Below are 16,813 nucleotides of genomic sequence, written 5' to 3'. Positions count from 1 at the left end.
TTCAGGACTCCTCCGGGACGCTCGGGTGCACGGCGACGACCACCCGGTACGAGCGGCCCTTCTCGGCCGTCTCGTCGTGGTACTTCCCGACCAGCGTGGTGACGGCGGCCGTGAGCTCCTCGGCGAACGCGGCCCGGTCGGCGGCGGTGGCGAACCGCACCTCGCCGTCGAGCGCGAAGGTCGCCAGGCGCTGCTTGGCCTTGGCCGCGCCGGTGATCAGCAGGCCGACGTCCCGCACGAGCCGTCCGGCGACGGCGAGCAGCCAGCGCGCCGAGAGCCGGTCCGGCGAGCGGGCCGGGTCGGGCTGGACCGCGGCCAGCGCCGTCGGCGAGATGACGTACGACGCCGCCGTCGCCCGCATCATCCGCTCGGTGACGTTGCCCTTGCGGCGTTCCTCGACCAGCTCCACCAGGCCGTGGCTCTCCAGGGCCCGCAGGTGGTAGTTCACCTTCTGCCGGGGCAGGCCGACCCGCGCGGCCAGCATCGTCGCCGAGGCCGGCTCGGCCAGTTCGGCCAGCAGCCGGGCCCGGACCGGGTCCAGCGACACCTCGGCCGCCGCCGCGTCTTCGATCACCGCCACGGGAAACATGCGACCAGCATCCAGCCGAACAGAGAAGTTGTCAAGAATGCTCGAGCTGTCGGTCCAGCAGCTGCTGGAAGTGCGGACAGGCCATGAGATCGTCGTGTGTGCAGTCGCCCTCCAGGAGCTCGAGCGCGGCCTGCGCCCGGGCGATCCGGATCCGCAACCGCTCGCGCTGGCGGGCCGCCATCGCCGCCCGGCCGGACGCGGATCGGTCGGCCAGCATCGACCGGATGTCCGCGAGCTCCCACCCGGCCTCCTTGGCGACCAGGATCGCGGCCACCCGCCGCAGGTCCGCGTCGGTGTAGCGGCGCCGGGTGCCCACGCGGGCGGGGCTCAGCAGCCCTTCCGCCTCCCAGTACCGGAGCACGTGCGCCGGGAGCCCGAAGCGGGCCGCCACCTCGCCGATTGACTTCATCCCGACATTAAGTCGCAGGATGGGCGGCATGTCCACGTTGCTTCCTCTCCTCGACGCCCTCGACGACCGCCCGCAAGCCGTCCACCTGCGGGAACGCACTTACGACAGACTCGGTGACGTCGTGGTCGACGTCGGCTGCGGCGGCGGGCGGGCCGTCGGCGAGCTGGCCGCACGCGGGGCCCGGGCCATCGGCGTCGACGCCGACCCGGCCATGATCTCGGTCGCGGCGGCCCGCTGGCCGGACGGCGAATTCCACGTCGCCGACGCGACCGCCCTGCCCCTCGACGACGGCTCGATCACCGGCTACCGCGCGGACAAGGTCCTGCACGTCCTGCCCGATCCCGCGCGCGCGGTCGCCGAGGCCCGCCGCGTCCTGGCTCCGGGCGGCCGCGCGGTGCTCACCGGCCAGGACTGGGACACCATCGTGATCGACTCCGACGATCCCGCGCGCACCCGGTCGATCGTCCACGCGCGCGCGGACGGCATGCCCCACCCGCGGATCGCGCGGAGGTACCGCAACCTCTTGCTGGACCACGGGTTCACGGAGGTCACGGTGGAGGTTCACACCGTGGTGTGGACGGACGCGGCGGCGCTGCCGGTCTTGGCCAACCTCGGCGGCGACGGCGCCTGGCTGGAGGAGCAGGAGGCCCGCGCCCGCGACGACCGGCTGTTCGTGGCGGTGCCGATGTTCGTCGCCGCGGGCACTACCGCCGCAGGCTCGCGTTGACCAGCGCGACCACCCGCGGCAGCACCTGGGCCGCGGCCTCCAGCGGTACGACGTGCCCCACCCCGGGCAGCACCACCGCCGTCCCGTTGCCGAGGCCGCGGGCCCACTGCTCCACATCGGACGCGCGGACGATCCGGTCCCGCTCCCCCACGATCGCCGTCACCGGCAGGTCGCCCACCTGCGTCAACGCCGCGTCACGGGCGTAGGCGTCCATGGCCGGGCGGAACAGGGCCACCGTGTGGGGCCAGTTGCCGCGGATCATCTTCACGGTCAGTTCGACCAGGTCCGGGTCCGGGTCGTCGCCGAACAGCCACCAGCGCAGGCCCGCGCTGACCGCCCGGCTGGTGTGCTCGCGCACCACGCCGAACAGCTTCGAGCCGAGCACCGTCTCGAGGTCGCGCGCCAGCTTCCCGAGTGCGTTCGGCCAGGTCGCCGACACCTCGGCGGCCAGGGTGCCCGACGACGTCGCCAGCAGCACCAGTCCCGACACGCGCGCGGCGAACAGGTCCGGGTGCCGCTGCGACAGCGACATGATCGCCAGGCCGCCCATGTCGTGGCCCACCAGCACCACCCGGCCCTCGGGCACCTCGCGTTCGAGGAGCTCGGCGAGGTCGTCGCCGAGCCGGGCCATGGTCGCGGTGCCGCGTCGCGCCCGCCCCGATCCGCCGTGCCCGCGCTGGTCGTAGGTCAGCACGGCCACCGGCCCGTCGGCGGCGTCGGGCACCAGCGGCGCGATGCGGCCCCAGCTGCGCTGGTCGAGCGCGTAGCCGTGGACGAACACCACGGTCACCGGCGCGGCCGGGTCGCCCCTGCGGATCACCTGCAGGAGCGTGCCGTCGGCGAGCGCGAACCCGGTCATCAGGACGTGCGCAGGAACCGGTCGAGTACGCGGGTGCCGAACTTCAGCGCCTCGACCGGGACCCGCTCGTCGACGCCGTGGAAGAGCGCCGAGAAGTCGAGGTCCGCGGGCAGCTTCAGCGGCGCGAAGCCGAAGTTGCGGATGCCCAGCTCCTGGAACGACTTCGCGTCGGTGCCGCCGGAGAGCATGTACGGCAGCGTCTTCGCACCCGGGTCCTCGGCCAGGACCGCGGCGGTCATCGCGTCCACGAGCGCGCCGTCGAACGTGGTCTCGACCGGCGGGAGCTCCATCCACTCCTTTTCGATGTCCGGGCCGAGCAGCTCGTCGAGCTCGCGGTCGAAGGCCTCCAGCCGGCCCGGCAGGATCCGGCAGTCGACCGCGGCCTCGGCGACCGACGGGATGACGTTCGACTTGTACCCGGCGGTGAGCATGGTCGGGTTGGCCGTGTCGCGCAGGGTCGCGCCGATCATCCGGGAGATGTTGCCCAGCTTGGCGACCGAGCCTTCGAGGTCGTCCTCGGGGAAGTCCCAGCCGGTGATCTCGGTGACGCCGGCGAGGAACTCCTTGACCGAGTCGGTGAGCACGAGCGGGAACCGGTGGTTGCCGAGCTTCGCCACGGCCTCGGACAGCTTCGTGACCGCGTTGTCGCGGTGGATCATCGAGCCGTGCCCGGCGGTGCCGCGCACCCGCAGCTTCATCCAGCGGATGCCCTTCTCCGCCGTCTCGATCAGGTAGGCGCGGACGTCGTCCTTGAGCGTGATCGAGAAGCCGCCGACCTCGCTGATCGCCTCGGTGACGCCCTCGAACAGCTCCGGCCGGTTCTCGACCAGCCACTGGGCGCCGTACTTGCCGCCGGCTTCCTCGTCGGCCAGGAAGGCGAAGACCAGGTCGCGCGGCGGCACGACGTTGTTCAGCTTGTAGTGCCGGGCCAGCGCGAGCGCCATCGCGCACATGTCCTTCATGTCGACCGCGCCGCGCCCCCAGACGTAGTCGTCCTGGATCGCGCCGGAGAAGGGGTGGACCGACCACTCGGAGGCGTCGGCGGGCACGGCGTCGAGGTGACCGTGGATGAGCAGGGCGCCCCGGGAGCGGTCGGCTCCTTCGAGCCGGACGATCACGTTGTGCCGGTTCTTCCCGCCCGACTCGACGTAGGTGATCTCGTACCCGGCGTCGGTCAGCTTTTCCGCCACGTACTCCGCCGCCGCCCGCTCGCCGACCAGCGTGTCGGGATCGCCGGTGTTGGTCGTGTCGATGCGGATGAGCTCGCTGGTCAGCGTGACGGCCTCGGCCGCGGCGGCTTCGATCAGGTTCGGTTCGGTCACCGGCCATTCCTATCACCCGGATGGCCGGGTGTGCTGGCCGCGCGCCTGCTGGGACCGACCGGAGCCGCCGCGGTCCGCCCGGTCACCAGCCCACGGCGACCACCAGCCACTGCGGATCCCCGTGCGAGACGAACGAGGACTGGCCCGCCACGTCGTCGTACGGGAAGCCGTACGCGAGGTGGTTGATACCGTGGTCGTGCCAGAACTTCGCGTAGTAGTTCGCCGGCGCCGCCTGGTAGTACCGCGCGGGGTCCTGCCACTGCGACTGCGGCAGGTGGGCCGTGTGCCGGTTCAGCGCCGCGCACATGTCGGGGTTGCCGGCCAGCGATCCCGCGCAGCCGGTGATGTTCGACGTCGGCTCGTTGACCCCCACCGACTGGGCGTAGGAGGTGAAGTAGTTCGCGTACTTGCCACCCGTGCGGAAGTCCGGAGCGCTGCCCGGAGCCGGGATCCGGTACGGCGCGTTCACCGTCGCCAGGCCCTTGAACTCGGCTGGCACCTCGCTCTGGAACCGGGCGAACGTGGCCGAACGGTCCTCCTGGAACAGCTCGTAGGCGTCGCCGACCTGCACGTCGTAGCCGTCGTGCGCGTGCAGGCGCATGGCCAGCTTCAGCGCGAAGGCGTCCACCCGGGTGGTGTTGCCGTTGAACACGTCCGGGCCGACGGTGAACTCGATGAAGTCGGCGTACTGGCCGTTCGGCGTCCCCAGATAGAAGTACATCCGCCCGGCCGAGTTGGCCGGCATGTCAAGGTAGGGCTGCTCGGCGATCGAGTGGGTCTGGCCGCCGAAGCTCCAGTACACCTGGCTGTCCGGGTACTTGCCGTTCGTCCGGTTGAGCACCTTGACCGTCAGCACGTTCCGCGCGGCCGGAATGGTGCTCGTGTCGCCCCAGAACGAGTCGGGTGGCGTGCCCGCGCCGGGCTGCGTGGTCCCGCCGCCGGTGCCGAAGACCTGGAACTCCCACAGCGAAACGCCGTAGGGCGTGGCCCGCGCGGTCGTGGACAACCGCACGTACCGCCCGGAACCGGCCACGTTCAGCGTCTGCGTGCCGCCGGTCCCCGTCGTCGTCTGGTACACAGTGGACCAGCCGGACCCCGTGTCGGACACCTGGATCTGGTAGGCCGTGGCGTAAGCGGCCTCCCAGCGCAGCACGACCTGGCTGACCGTCGCCGGGCCGCCGAGGTCGATCTGGATCCACTGTGGATCGCTGAACTGCGACGACCACCGGGTGCCGGTGTTCCCGTCCACCGCGGCGGCCGCGGGGGTGCCAGCGTTCTCCACCGACGACGCGGTGGCGGTTTTCCCTTGCGAGATCAGCGCGTCGGCGGCCTGCGCCGACGGGACGGCGAAGCCGAGCGCGGCGACCGCGAGGGCCGCCGCCAAGGTCGCCAAGCGGGTACCGGGTCCGCGGCGGCTGCGCCGCTGCCGGGCGTGGGTGAGCATGGTTCCTCCCTGGCCGGGAAACGGACGGACCCACCGCAGCCGGGCTGCGGCGTGGTCCGGCTCGTCCCTGAGCGCCGGGCGGATGCCCTCGCGGGCCGGCGGGAACGATCGGTGAAAAGGTTCATACCACCACCCCTGCTCTGTCAAGGGTTGACAAGGTCGAAGTTAGCTACGCCAGTCCGAATAGGGCGTTATACACTTTGGTCAGAGATCGATGCCGGTGTCCTCGGTCACCGAGCGCAGTGCGGTCACCGTCGGGTGCCCCTCGGCCAGCAGGCGGGCGTCGCTGTCCGCCGGAAGCTCGCCTTCGACGACCACGGCGGCGAGGGAAAACGCGCCGTCGCCCTCGTCGCGGACGCGGCTGCGCACCGCTCCGAACTCGGCCAGCCCCGCCCGCCGCGGGACGCCGGCCTCGGCCCGGTCCGGCACGTTGAGGTTCAGCACGGCACCGGCGGGCAGCGCCGCGAGCCGGTCGAACAGCGTCGCCGCGACCGCCACCGCGGTCTCCCAGTGCGGCGGCGACTCCGGTTCCAGGCCCACGTCGAGCGACACCGCCATCGCCCGGGCCCCGTTGAGCGACGCGGTCAGCGCCGCGCCGACCGTGCCCGAGTGCAGGACCGCGCGGCCGACGTTCGCGCCGTGGTTGACCCCCGACAGCACCACGTCCGGGGCCTCGCCGAACGATCCTTGGGCCGCGGCCAGCGCGATCAGCCCGGGGTGGGCCGCGACCGCGTACGCCGGCACGTCCGGCAAGCCGGGCAGCTCTCGCCGCTGCACCACCACGCGGCCGTCGTCGCCGACGGCCGACAACCCGGCGCTGGTACCGCTGGCCTCCTCGGCCGGTGCCGCGACCACGACGGTCCAGCCGTGCGCGACCGCGCCGCGCGCCAGCGCCGCCAGCCCCGGCGAGCCGATGCCGTCGTCGTTGGTGATCAGCGCCCGCATCCGGCCTCCTCCCCCGACTTCACCCGCACCCGGCCGGCGAGCTCCCGCACCGCTCCGCCGCTGCCCGAGCCGAGCCCGTGCCGCGTCACGTTGACCGCGCCCGCGGCCGCGCCGAGCTTGAGCGCGTCCTCCAGTGACCGCCCCTGCGCCAGGCCCACCGCCAGCCCGGCGGTCATCGAGTCACCGCCGCCGCGCGGGTCCACCGGCGTCAGCCCGGGTGATTCGACCAGCACCAGCTCGCCTTCGAGCAAGGCCAGGGTGTCCGCGTCGGCCCGCGACACGACGACGGCCCGGGCACCGGACTTCGCCGCCACCTCCCGGCACGCCGCCGCCAGGTCGGCCACCGCGTCGGACTCGGCGAGCCCGTCGGACACCAGCTCCTCGTGGCTGACCTTCACCACCTCCGCCCCGCCGGTGAGTGCGTGGGCCAGCCGCTCCCCCGACAGGTCGACCACCACCGGCACCCCGTGGGCACCGAGGTCGCGGGCCAACCGCTCGTACACCGTGTGCGGCACCGGGACGTCCTCCTCCGCCGGTCCACTGAGGACGGCGACGTCCGCCCGCAGCGCCGTGACCAGGGTCAGCTCGTACAAGTCGTCCAGTTCGTGGCGCGACAACGCGTCCGCCGGCATCCGCACCACCTCGTCGCGCCGCCCGGCGCGGCGGTCGTGCACGTAGCCGCCGTTGCGCGCGGCCACCGCGCGGGCTTCCACCTCCACCCCGATCAGGTGCTCGAGCACCCGGCCGGTCTCGCCGCCCAGCGCACAGCACAGCACCGGCGTGGCCCCGAGGGATTCGATCATCCTCGACTGCCACACGCCCTGCCCGCCGGCGTGGACGTGGATATCGGGTACCCCGTCGATCTCTTCGACGGTCACGGTCAACTGCGGGGACGGCGCGAACACCGCCACTCGACCTTCAGCCATGCCGTCTTCATACCCGTTTTGTCCGCTTTCATGCTTGAGGTCCTCCCCTCCGGCCGATCACGACGGCCGGGTTCGTTCCGGCAGTGACCGCGGCAGGCCGAACGCCGGCAGCACTCCGTTCTCGAACCGCGTCATGGCCGAAATCCGGTGACCGGCCACCGTCAGGACGTACAGGCCCGTTCCGTGGCTGGTGCCCGCCGGGCCGCGCAGGTAGGCACCGAACGCCGGCTGGCCGTTGGCGCGCGTCGGAACCAGGTCGAAGCGGCGGCCGGCGCCGAACAGCCCGGCGCACAACCGGGCCACCACGTCCCGGCCCTCGTACTCCAGCGGCAGCGGCGGCATCGACACGAACACGTCGTCGGTCAGCAGCGCCACCAGCGCGTCGATGTCGGCGCTCTCCCAAGCCCGCACGAAGTCCGCCACGACCGCGTGCTCGGCGGGTGAACCGGGCCGAGGCGCCGGTTCGGCGGGCGGGCGGTGCCGCAGCGCCGAACGGGCCCGCTTGAGGGCGCTCTTGACCGCGTCGACCGTCGTGTCCAGCATCGCGGCGACCTCGGCCGCCGGGAAGCCCAGGACGTCGCGCAGCACGAGCACGGCCAGTTGGCGGGGCGGCAGCACCTGCAGCGCGGTCACGAACGCCAGCGACACGGATTCGCTCTGCTCGTACCGCGCCTCCGGGCCCAGCGGCGCGGCGAAGGCCCCTTCGAGGAGCGCGTCGGGAAAGGGCTCGAGCCAGACGACTTCCCCGAGCCGCGTCGGCTCGGGCGGTTCGACGCCGGGGATGTCCCACGCCTTGGCCGGGCGCCGGGCCGCCGAGCGCAGCGCACTGAGGCACCGGTTGGTGGCGATCCGGTAGAGCCAGGTGCGGATCGACGCCCGGCCGTCGAACCCGCCGAGGCCCCGCCACGCGGACAGCAGCGTGTCCTGCAGGGCGTCCTCGGCGTCCTGGAACGACCCGAGCATCCGGTAGCAGTGCACCTGCAGCTCGCGGCGGTGCGGCTCGGTCAGCGCCCGGAACGCTTCGCCGTCCCCCGCCCGCGCCTTGGTGATCAGTTCGTTCCCCATCCGCCGCCTCTCCCCGGTCGCGATTCCACCCGGTACGGACGCCGTCGGCGGCCCGAAAGGGGCGCCGCCCCCTTTCCGGGTGCCCCGGCGTCGGTCCCGGCATGGGAAAACTCATCATCAGCGAGAACGTAACCCTCGACGGCGTCGTCCAGGACCCGACCGGCGAGGAGGGGTCGGGCCGCGGCAGCTGGTTCACCTGGATCGGCGATGCGGACCGCGCCGCGTGGGCGCGGGTCGAACACGAAGAGGCACTGGGTGCCGCGGCGCTGCTCATGGGCCGCCGGACGCACGCGTACTTCCTCGGGCGGGGGTGGGCCACCCGCACCGGCGAGTGGGCCGACCGGTTGCGCAGCCTGCCGAAGTACGTCGTCTCCTCCTCCGCCGTCGAAGGTGGCGGCTGGGGCGAGCCGACGGTCCTGGCCGGCGATGTCGTCGAGGAGGTCGCGAAGCTGAAGGAGGAGGTGAGCGGCGAAATCGTCGTGTACGGCAGCAGCCGGCTCGTCCACACACTGATCGAGCACGACCTCGCCGACGAGCTGCGGCTGATGACGTACCCGTTCGTGGTCGGCGCGGGCGAACGGCTCTTCCCGGCGACGAGCGGGGTGAAGCCGGCGCGGCTGATCGGCACGCGCGGCGTCGGGACCGCCCTGGCCCTGCTGACGTACGAACTCGGCCGGCGGTAGCTGTGGCGCGGGGCCGGGCGACGGTCAAGCCGACGTCCGGCCCCGGCACCGTCCGTGGTGTACGCTGAGTGGTATCCGAGGGCTTTTCGAGCGCAAGTGGTCGATCCTGCGCCGTCCTCGATCCCCGTCCGGCCGATCTGTTGTCTCGTCGCTCACCGCGGACACGCCCGGCCGGGGCACTGGGCCGAGCCACCCACCACCGGTGGCGGCCGTGAAAGGACCCGATCATCACTTCCACAGTGGACACTGCACTGTTCAGTCACCCGGTCGTCGAGGAACCCCGGCCCGGCACGCTCACCGCGCCCGAGGACAACCGGTACGGAGGCCTGTTCCTCCAGCCGGCGTACCCGTCGGCCCCCGCCGTCGACCCCGAGCCCTCCCCCGCTCCACCCCGGCGCCCCCGAGCGGCGAACAATCCGTCCGGACGCCGCACTCGCCGACGCTGATCGCTGGTCGCGGGTCGCCGCCGAACATGAAACAAATTCGGCTACTTGCCGGTACGTTCCCGTCCCGCCGGCTGGTGGACTGTCAGCCATGTCACCCTCGAAAGCCCGCCTCGCCGTGGCCGGCACCGCCTCCGCCGTCCTCGTGCTGCTCGGGAGCGCCGGCACCGCCGATGCCCGCCCCGTCGCCACACCGGCCGCCGTGGCGGCCGCCGCGCCGTCCTACGCCACCTGGATCGCCGACGTCACCGCGGTCACCACGCCGGCCGCCGACTACCTCACCCAGCGGCTCGCCGGCCCGGGCGGAAAGAACGCGATCGTGCTCGACATCGACAACACCAGCCTGGAGACCTACTACCACGGCGGGTTCACCACCCCCGCGGTCCAGCCGGTCCTGGCGCTCGCCCGGCTCGCCAAGGCCAAGGGCGCCGCGGTCTTCTTCGTCAGCGACCGCACCGAAGTGATCCGGTGGCCGACCGAAGGGAACCTGAAGGCGGTCGGCTACCCGAACGACGGGCTCTCCCTGCGTCCCCTGTTCAACTTCGACCCGGTCCAGACCAACAAGACCAAGGCCCGGGCCGCCATCGAGCAGGCCGGATACACCATCGTCGCGAACATCGGCAACAACGTGACCGACCTCGACGGCGGGCACGCCGAGCGGACCTTCAAGCTGCCCGACTACGACGGCGCGCTGTCCTGACGGTTCACCGGCGCGATCGTCGACCCGGCCACCGGCGGGCAGGTGAGCAGCCGGTGCTCACCTGCCCCCGTCGCCACGACGGTGGCCAGCAGGCGCACCGCCTCGCGCCCGAGCGCGTGCCGGGGCACCTCGAACCCGCTGACCTCCGGAGCGGACGGCGGGCGGCCGAGAACCGCCAGGGAGAGGTCGCCGGGAACCGACACCGCCGCCGCGTGCAGGGCTCGCTGCGCCGGGACGGACACCGCCTCGTCGACCACCAGCGCGGTCACGCCTTCGGCGAGCCAGCCGCGGATCGCCGTCGCGAGGCCGGTGCCGTCGGTACGCACCACCGAGCCGGGAGCACCGCCGAGCCCACGCTCGCGCTCCCGCGCCGCCGGCGTGTCGCCGGACTCGCGCAGGTAACGGATCCGCCGGTGCCCCGCCTGGCGGAGCCGGGCGGCCACTTCGGCGGACGCCGACGCATAATCCGCGTCCACGGAGAGCACGCGGTCGCCGAGCTCCGGACGGAGTCCGATGTGGACGATCGGGAACCCGGTGGCGAGCAGCTCGGCGGGGACGGGCCCACCGAGGAACAGGCAGCCGTCGGCGAGCCGGGTGCGGCCGGCCGTGGTGAACACGATCAGGTCCTTGCCGAGCGCGGCGGCCTCGGCCTCGATGCCGGCCAGGATCGCCGGGTGCGCCTCGAACGCCGGGGTGGCGGCGCGGATGCCGAAGAGGCCGGTGTGCGACGGCCGTTTCACCAGCGGGTCGGCGTAACCGAGCTGCTCCGCCGCCTTCAGCACGCGCAGCCGCGTCGACTCCGCAAGCCGGACCCCGGTGCGGTTGCCGCCCAGCACGACCGACACCGTGGCCTGCGAAACCCCGGCCACGCGCGCGATGTCGGTCTGCCGGACCCTGCCCATCGGGGTACCTCGCTCGCCGGGGTCAGCTGATCGATTCAGAGTGCAAGCCCGCTTCGGAACGCGTCAACGGCTTTGCCCGAAACTCCCGCGGATCCGGCCCGGCCGTACCGGGTGGCAGGATGCCGCCATGCGCTCCTTGCCCCTCGACGGCGTCACCGTCGTGTCGTGCGAACAGGCGGTCGCGGCGCCGCTGGCCACCCGGCACCTGGCCGACCTCGGGGCCCGGGTGCTCAAGATCGAGCGGCCGGGCAGCGGCGACTTCGCCCGCGCCTACGACGAAACCGTGCACGGTCTCTCCAGTCACTTCGTCTGGCTGAACCGGTCGAAGGAGAGCGTCACGCTCGACCTCAAGAGCGACGCGGCGGCCGGCGTCATGGCCGCGCTGCTGGACCGCGCCGACGTGTTCGTGCAGAACTTCGCCCCCGGCGTCGCGGACCGGCTCGGGCTGGGCGCGGCCGCCCTGCGCGCGACGCGGCCGCGGCTGATCACGTGCTCGGTCTCGGGCTACGGCTCGACCGGGCCGTATCGCGACGCGAAGGCCTACGACCTGCTCATCCAGTCCGAAGCCGGGCTGGTGTCGGTCACCGGGTCCGCGGCGGAGCCGGCCAAGAGCGGCATCCCGGCCGCGGACATCGGTGCCGGGATGTACGCGTTCTCCGGCATCCTGTCCGCGCTGTACGACCGCGAGCGCACCGGGCAGGGCACCGAACTCGAGGTCAGCCTCTTCGATGCGCTGATCGAATGGATGGGCTTTCCGTTGTACTACGCCGGGTACGGCGGGACACCGCCGCCGCGGACGGGCACCAGCCACGCCGCGATCGCCCCCTACGGCACGTTCCGCGCGGGCGACGGGACCGAAGTGGTGCTGGCGGTGCAGAACGACCGCGAGTGGGCGGCGTTCTGCGAGCACGCGGTCGTCCGCCCGGACTGGATCACCGACCCGCGGTTCGCCACGGGCAGCGCGCGCGTGGCGAACCGCGAGGCGCTCGAAGGCGAGATCGAGCGGATCTTCGCGAACCTCACGGGCACCGAACTGGAGGCCCGGCTGACGGCGGGCCGCATCGCGCACGCCCGCCGCCGCGCCCTGCCGGAGGTCCTCGCCCACCCCCAGCTCACCGCCCGCGACCGGTTCGCGGAGGTCGCGACGCCGGCCGGGCCGGTCAGGGCCACGCTGCCGCCGATCACCGTCCCCGGCCGCGCGCCGCGGATGGACGCGGTCCCGGCACTGGGCGAGCACACCGACGCGGTGCTGGCGGAGTTCGGCTTCGACGCGGAGACGCTGCGCCGTCAGGGTGCGGTGTAGCGGAGGGCGATCTTGTGTTCGCGCGGGCGGCCGGTCTCGGCGAAGCCCAGCCGTTCGTAGAACGCCTTATCGGAGGTCCTCCGAAAGCCGCGCGGAGTCGTGGAGGTCCGTGGTGACGCCGTCCACCGGCGGGGCCGCCGCCGACGCGATCACCAGCCGCGAACGCGCGTAGGCGAACGGCTCCCGGTCCTCCGGCGCCACCTGAGCGAGGCCGCCAGGTCCACGCCTCCCGAACGCCGGCCGCCGCACCGAGGGCACCGCGGCCGGCTCGGCGGCGCGTTCCACCCGACGTGCGGTGTCGACGAGAGCGACCCCTCACCGAACCACCCGGCCACGATAGCGGGTAAGGGGTCCGCCGGCGCCGGACTGCGTGATCACCCGATGCGGCCGCCGGCCCCTCAGGACGAACGTGGGCTCCACGACGAAAGGAGCACCCCATGCGAGGCGATTGGATCCACGACTGGGTGCAGGTGGAGATGGCGTACCGGGCCGGCCCCCGGCCGGTGCCGGTGGTGCGGGAGCGGCCGGCTTCGCACCCGTGGAAGGCGCTGCGGGCCGCGTTGTTCCCGCACCGCCGGGTCGAGGTGCGTCACCCGTGACGGCGGTCAGCCGCCCCCGGCGTGCACCCGCTCGACCGTCTCGGTCAGGCCGTCCAGGCCGGGCAGGACCGCGTCCGCCACCGCCGGGTCCGCCGGGTCGGCGTGCCGGTTGACCCACACGCGCGGGATGCCCAGCGCCCGGGCGGGAACCATGTCGTGGAAGTGGCTCTGCGCGACGTGCACCCAGTTCCCGGCCGTGGCGTCGAAGGAGGCCGCGAACCGCCGGAAGGGGCCGTGGCCCGGCTTGTACTCCCCGACGTCCTCCGCGGTCACGATCGCGTCGATCGGCACCGCGAGCCGCCGCTGGGTCTCCCCGATGAGGTCCCGGTCGCAGTTGGTCAGCAGCGCGAGCCGCCAGCCCGCTTCCCGCAGCGCGGCCAGCGCCGGCCGGGTGTCCGGGAACACCGGCCAGTACGGCAGCCCGGTCCCGAGCACGGACGCGTCGTCCGGCACCAGCTCCAGCCCGGCCTCGGCCGCGGTCCGGCGCACGGACTCGGCGAGCACCTCCCGGTATCGCCGCACCGGCAGCTCGGCCTGCACCTGCGGCTCGATTCCGTGGTAGACCTCCAGCAGCTCCGCGCCGCGGCCCGGGAACAGCAGCTCGAGCCCGGTGGCGATGCCGTGGCGCCAGTCCACCAGCGTGCCGAAGCAGTCGAACGTCGCCCAGCGGATCATTCCCTCCCCTTCCTCGCGTCGGCCAGGGCGCCGCGGCTCAGCCCGGCCGGACCGTGACCGACGCCCCGGGCCGCAGGGTGATCGTCCGCCGCCACGTCCCGGCGCGCACCTCGAGCCGGGTGCCGCCGACGCTGCGGATCACCGCCCGGGTGACCTTCCCCTCGCGCCAGGCCAGGTCGATCTCGAACCCGCCCCGGGCGCCGATCCCGGTCACCCGGCCCGACGCGGCCCACGCCGAGGGCAGCGCGGGCAGCAGTTCCAGCACCCCGGGCCGCGAGTGGACGAGCATTTCGAGCATCGCGGCCGGCGCCCCGAGGTTCGCGTCGATCTGGAAGATCGTGTAGCTGCCCTGGCTGTACATGTCGAAGAAGTTGGGCGCGGTGCCGTTGCCGTTGTCCACCGACGGACGCAGCACGGTGAGCAGGAGCCGGTACGCGCGGTCGGCGTCCTTGAGCCGCGCCCAGCACGCCGACCGCCAGGCGGTGGCCCAGCCGTAGCTGTCCATCCCGCGCGCGACCAGCAGCGCCCGGACGCCGTCGAGCAGCTCGCGCGGGGCCGTGTCGGCCGCGATGCGGTCGCCCGGGAAGAAGCCGATCAGCGGTGACAGGTGCCGGTGGGTGGTCTCGCCGAGGTTGTCCGGCGACATCCACTCCTCGAGCCAGCCGGTCGACGGGCTCACCTCCGGCAGGTACAGCTTCTTCTGCAGCCCGGCGATCCGGTCGCCGTACGCGCGGTCCCGGCCCAGGACCGCGGCGGCCTCGCGGTAGTGCTCGAACAAGTCCCAGACGATCTCCTGGGCGTAGGTGATCCCGCGGGCGTCCTGTGGGCCGTGCTCGGGTGACCAGTCGTGGTCGTCGACGAGCACCTCGCGGCCGTCGACGGTCATCGGGAGCAGCCGCGCGTCCCAGAACTCGGCCGCGCCCTTGAGCAGCGGGTAGATCCGCGCGAGGTACGCCTTGTCCTGGGTGTGGGCGTAGTGGTCCCACAGCGAGTTGCACAGCCAGGCGTTGCCGCCGGGGTGCCACCACCAGCCGGAGCCGCCGTAGATGTTGGTGGAAAACGCGACCGCCCAGCCGGCGACCTTCCCGCTCGTGTTGCGGAAGCGGTTCCTCGGGTCGTTGAACAGCCGGTTCGTGCTGTCGGTCCACACCGGAAGCTGCGCGAGGCAGTAATCGGCCAAGGCAGTGAAGCTCTCGGGCAGCGCCGCGCGGTCGGCCAGCCAGTAGTTCATCTGCAGGTTGATGTCGGTGTGGTAGTCGCTCATCCAGTCCGGCGTGTTGGTGTTCTGCCACAGGCCCTGCAGCCCCATCGGCAGGCCGTCGCGCGAGCCGGTGATCGTCAGGTAGCGCCCGAACTGCAGATAGCTCGCCTCCAGCTCCGGGTCGGGCACGCCGGGCTCGTCGTGGCGGGCGACCAGCCGCGCCCACGTGTCCAGGGCTCGCTTCGCCGGCGGCGACTGGCCGAGGTCCACGCTCATCCGGTCGTAGAGCCGCCGGTAGTCGGCGACGTGGGTCGCCCGCAGGGCGCGCGCACCGGCGGCCAGCGCCGCGGCTGCTTTCCGCTTCGCCAGGGCCAGGGGGTCGAGGGACGCGTCGAGGAACTTCCGGGCGGCGTCGGGCACGTAGTTGGTGCCGCCGCTGAACACGATGACGACGTCAGAGCCGCTGAAGCCGGTCGTGGTCACCGTGCAGGCGTACTTCAGGCCGTTGGCGAAGGTGCCGGTGAACGCCCCCGCGCCGGCGGCGGGCTCGCCGCGGGTCGGTTCCAGCGTCACCGAGCCGGTGACGGGTCCGCCGCTGAGCCGGACCACCACGACATCGTCCGGGTGACTGGCGAAGTACTCGCGGCGGTACTGCACGCCCTGGTGCCGGTAGGTGAGCACGACCAGGCCGTTGCTCAGGTCGAGCGTGCGCCGGTAGTCCGTGACACCCGTGTGCGCCGGGACCGCGATGCGCAGCTTGGCGAGCAGGCCGAGCGTGCCGAACTTCTCCGTGTCGTAGGGGAACTGGCCGTCGTCCTGGAGGACGTCGTTGGCGCCGCCGGTCCACAGCGACGCGTCGGCGAGGTAGAGGAAGTCGGCCGCCGGATCACCGCCGACGAGGGCGCCGATCCGACCATTGCCGATCGGCAGGCCCTGCTCGATGATCTTGCCCTCGTTCGCGGGCGACGGGTACCACAGCGTCGTGGCCCGGGACTCGGGAACGAGGTCCTCACCGGCCGGGCGGACGACGTCGGCGTTGGCAGCAAAGGGACGGAGGCCGCCCAGCGCCACGCCGGCGCCGACCGCGCCACCGAGTTTGAGGAAGGACCGCCGCGACGGCGGGAATGGCAGTTCGGGCATGGGTCATCCGTTCGGCGAGGGCGGAAAACGGCCGCGAAGCCCGCCAAACATATGACCTATCCGGGCCGGCGGTCAAGAATCGCCGGGATGGTCCCGCTCCCCGTGATCGACTCGCCCGGCCAGGTAGTCGCGGAACGTGATTTCGCCTTCGCGGTGTTCCGGGGTCAGGTGCCCGCCGTCGGCGTAGGCCCGGAACGTCTCCCCCGGCACCTTCAGCGGCACGATCCGCCGGTGCCGCCCGGCCGCCTCGCCGACGGCTTGGGCCAGCTCGGTCGCGGTGAGGATCTCCGGGCCGCCGAAGTCGGGTGCCCGCCCGGCCGGGTCGTCCAGTGCGTGCTCGGCGAGGCGGCGGGCGACGTCCCGGACGTCGACGGGCTGGAACGAGATCCGCGGAACCGGCACCACGGGCAGCCGGGACGCACCCGCCAGCAGCGCGCGGACCAGGCCGTGGAACTGGGTCGCCCGCTGGATCGTGTACGGCAGGCCCGAGCCGGCGAACAGCTCCTCGGTCTCGTGCTTGGCCCGGTAGTAGCCCAGCGGGACGCGGTCGACCCCGACGATCGAGACGTAGACGAGGTGCGGCGCGCTCGCCCACCGCGCCGCCTCGATCAGCGTGCGCGCGAGCTGCGCTTCCCGGCCGAAGTAGTCGGTGGCGCAGTGGACGACCGCGTCCACCCCGGCGACGGCGCTGTCGATGCCCCGCCCGGTCCGCAGGTCGCCGCGGACGACGTCCGGGGCGGCCCGGCGGCTCAGCACCCGGACCTCCGCACCCGCTGGCCGCAGCCGCGCCACGACCGCCGAGCCGAGCTGCCCGGTGCCGCCGGTGACCAGGATCCGCACGTCGACCACCTCCGGCGCCATCCTGGCACGGCGGTGCCCGC

19 protein-coding genes are annotated in these 16,813 nt (G+C 73.0%); 6 read left to right on the top strand and 13 right to left on the bottom strand.

The window, feature by feature from the left end; genetic code table 11:
- Position 1 precedes the first annotated feature (1 nt).
- Together ACFPLC_RS36630 and ACFPLC_RS36625 are read right to left on the bottom strand one after the other, a co-directional pair.
- Entirely contained in the window at positions 2–589 is a 588-nt protein-coding gene (locus tag ACFPLC_RS36630; RefSeq protein ID WP_378192688.1) for an ArsR/SmtB family transcription factor, read from the bottom strand.
- A 31-nt stretch (positions 590–620) separates the two neighbouring features.
- Positions 621–998, bottom strand: a complete 378-nt coding sequence (locus ACFPLC_RS36625; RefSeq protein WP_378192686.1) for a MerR family transcriptional regulator — start codon at positions 996–998, stop codon at positions 621–623.
- Between the two features lie 28 nt (positions 999–1,026).
- On the opposite strand from ACFPLC_RS36625, the gene ACFPLC_RS36620 reads away from it, so the two are divergent.
- Complete coding sequence (locus ACFPLC_RS36620; RefSeq protein ID WP_378192684.1) at positions 1,027–1,725, top strand: methyltransferase domain-containing protein; 699 nt, start codon at positions 1,027–1,029, stop codon at positions 1,723–1,725.
- Here ACFPLC_RS36620 and ACFPLC_RS36615 read toward each other — a convergent pair.
- The 6 genes from ACFPLC_RS36615 to ACFPLC_RS36590 all read right to left on the bottom strand — a co-directional run bounded on the left by ACFPLC_RS36615 (position 1,703) and on the right by ACFPLC_RS36590 (position 8,286).
- A complete protein-coding gene (locus ACFPLC_RS36615) occupies positions 1,703–2,584 on the bottom strand; it encodes an alpha/beta fold hydrolase (protein WP_378192682.1) in 882 nt (293 codons plus the stop codon). The two genes, ACFPLC_RS36620 and ACFPLC_RS36615, sit on opposite strands and share 23 nt — an antisense overlap.
- A complete protein-coding gene (locus ACFPLC_RS36610) occupies positions 2,584–3,906 on the bottom strand; it encodes a M20/M25/M40 family metallo-hydrolase (protein ID WP_378192680.1) in 1,323 nt (440 codons plus the stop codon). Before ACFPLC_RS36610 ends, ACFPLC_RS36615 begins: the two co-directional genes overlap by 1 nt.
- Positions 3,907–3,988: 82 nt before the next feature.
- Positions 3,989–5,350 (bottom strand): beta-1,3-glucanase family protein, encoded by a 1,362-nt coding sequence (locus ACFPLC_RS36605; protein ID WP_378192678.1) that lies wholly within the window; start codon positions 5,348–5,350, stop codon positions 3,989–3,991.
- Positions 5,351–5,554: 204 nt separating this feature from the next.
- Complete coding sequence (gene surE / locus ACFPLC_RS36600) at positions 5,555–6,295, bottom strand: 5'/3'-nucleotidase SurE (RefSeq protein WP_378192676.1); 741 nt, start codon at positions 6,293–6,295, stop codon at positions 5,555–5,557.
- The gene (locus tag ACFPLC_RS36595; RefSeq protein ID WP_378192675.1) at positions 6,283–7,221 is read right to left on the bottom strand and encodes a PfkB family carbohydrate kinase; all 939 of its coding nucleotides are present in this window, start codon (positions 7,219–7,221) and stop codon (positions 6,283–6,285) included. Before ACFPLC_RS36595 ends, surE begins: the two co-directional genes overlap by 13 nt.
- A 57-nt stretch (positions 7,222–7,278) precedes the next feature.
- Positions 7,279–8,286, bottom strand: a complete 1,008-nt coding sequence (locus ACFPLC_RS36590; RefSeq protein WP_378192673.1) for a sigma-70 family RNA polymerase sigma factor — start codon at positions 8,284–8,286, stop codon at positions 7,279–7,281.
- 101 nt (positions 8,287–8,387) lie between these two features.
- Here ACFPLC_RS36590 and ACFPLC_RS36585 point away from each other — a divergent pair, with 101 nt between their 5' ends.
- The 3 genes from ACFPLC_RS36585 (at position 8,388) to ACFPLC_RS36575 (ending at position 10,112) form a co-directional block, all read left to right on the top strand.
- The gene (locus tag ACFPLC_RS36585; protein ID WP_378192672.1) at positions 8,388–8,969 is read left to right on the top strand and encodes a dihydrofolate reductase family protein; all 582 of its coding nucleotides are present in this window, start codon (positions 8,388–8,390) and stop codon (positions 8,967–8,969) included.
- A 239-nt stretch (positions 8,970–9,208) separates the two neighbouring features.
- On the top strand, positions 9,209–9,415 hold the full coding sequence (locus ACFPLC_RS36580) for a hypothetical protein (protein ID WP_378236057.1): 207 nt from the start codon (positions 9,209–9,211) through the stop codon (positions 9,413–9,415).
- An 88-nt stretch (positions 9,416–9,503) separates the two neighbouring features.
- Entirely contained in the window at positions 9,504–10,112 is a 609-nt protein-coding gene (locus tag ACFPLC_RS36575; protein WP_378236056.1) for an HAD family acid phosphatase, read from the top strand.
- Here the strand turns inward: ACFPLC_RS36575 and ACFPLC_RS36570 are convergent.
- Entirely contained in the window at positions 10,091–11,014 is a 924-nt protein-coding gene (locus ACFPLC_RS36570; RefSeq protein ID WP_378192668.1) for a LacI family DNA-binding transcriptional regulator, read from the bottom strand. The genes ACFPLC_RS36575 and ACFPLC_RS36570 overlap by 22 nt on opposite strands.
- Positions 11,015–11,141: 127 nt before the next feature.
- Here ACFPLC_RS36570 and ACFPLC_RS36565 point away from each other — a divergent pair, with 127 nt between their 5' ends.
- Positions 11,142–12,317 carry a CaiB/BaiF CoA transferase family protein gene (locus ACFPLC_RS36565; protein ID WP_378192666.1) on the top strand — a complete coding sequence of 392 codons (1,176 nt, stop codon included), beginning with the start codon at positions 11,142–11,144 and terminating at the stop codon, positions 12,315–12,317.
- A 66-nt stretch (positions 12,318–12,383) separates the two neighbouring features.
- On the opposite strand, the gene ACFPLC_RS36560 is transcribed toward ACFPLC_RS36565, so the two are convergent.
- Entirely contained in the window at positions 12,384–12,602 is a 219-nt protein-coding gene (locus ACFPLC_RS36560; RefSeq protein ID WP_378192665.1) for a hypothetical protein, read from the bottom strand.
- A 152-nt stretch (positions 12,603–12,754) separates the two neighbouring features.
- On the opposite strand from ACFPLC_RS36560, the gene ACFPLC_RS36555 reads away from it, so the two are divergent.
- Positions 12,755–12,916, top strand: a complete 162-nt coding sequence (locus tag ACFPLC_RS36555) for a hypothetical protein (protein ID WP_191305986.1) — start codon at positions 12,755–12,757, stop codon at positions 12,914–12,916.
- 6 nt (positions 12,917–12,922) lie between these two features.
- Here ACFPLC_RS36555 and ACFPLC_RS36550 read toward each other — a convergent pair whose 3' ends face one another.
- From ACFPLC_RS36550 to ACFPLC_RS36540, 3 genes are all read right to left on the bottom strand, one after another.
- Positions 12,923–13,591 (bottom strand): HAD family hydrolase, encoded by a 669-nt coding sequence (locus ACFPLC_RS36550; RefSeq protein ID WP_378192663.1) that lies wholly within the window; start codon positions 13,589–13,591, stop codon positions 12,923–12,925.
- A gap of 37 nt (positions 13,592–13,628) precedes the next feature.
- A complete protein-coding gene (locus ACFPLC_RS36545) occupies positions 13,629–15,932 on the bottom strand; it encodes a glycosyl hydrolase family 95 catalytic domain-containing protein (protein WP_378192661.1) in 2,304 nt (767 codons plus the stop codon).
- Positions 15,933–16,004: 72 nt separating this feature from the next.
- The gene (locus tag ACFPLC_RS36540; RefSeq protein ID WP_378192659.1) at positions 16,005–16,793 is read right to left on the bottom strand and encodes an SDR family oxidoreductase; all 789 of its coding nucleotides are present in this window, start codon (positions 16,791–16,793) and stop codon (positions 16,005–16,007) included.
- Positions 16,794–16,813: the final 20 nt, after the last annotated feature.

Source organism: Amycolatopsis plumensis, from assembly GCF_042652605.1.
GTDB classification, from domain to species: Bacteria; Actinomycetota; Actinomycetes; order Mycobacteriales; family Pseudonocardiaceae; genus Amycolatopsis; species Amycolatopsis plumensis.
Note: the sequence above shows the minus strand (reverse complement) of the source record. Positions and strands in the feature narration are given on the sequence as shown.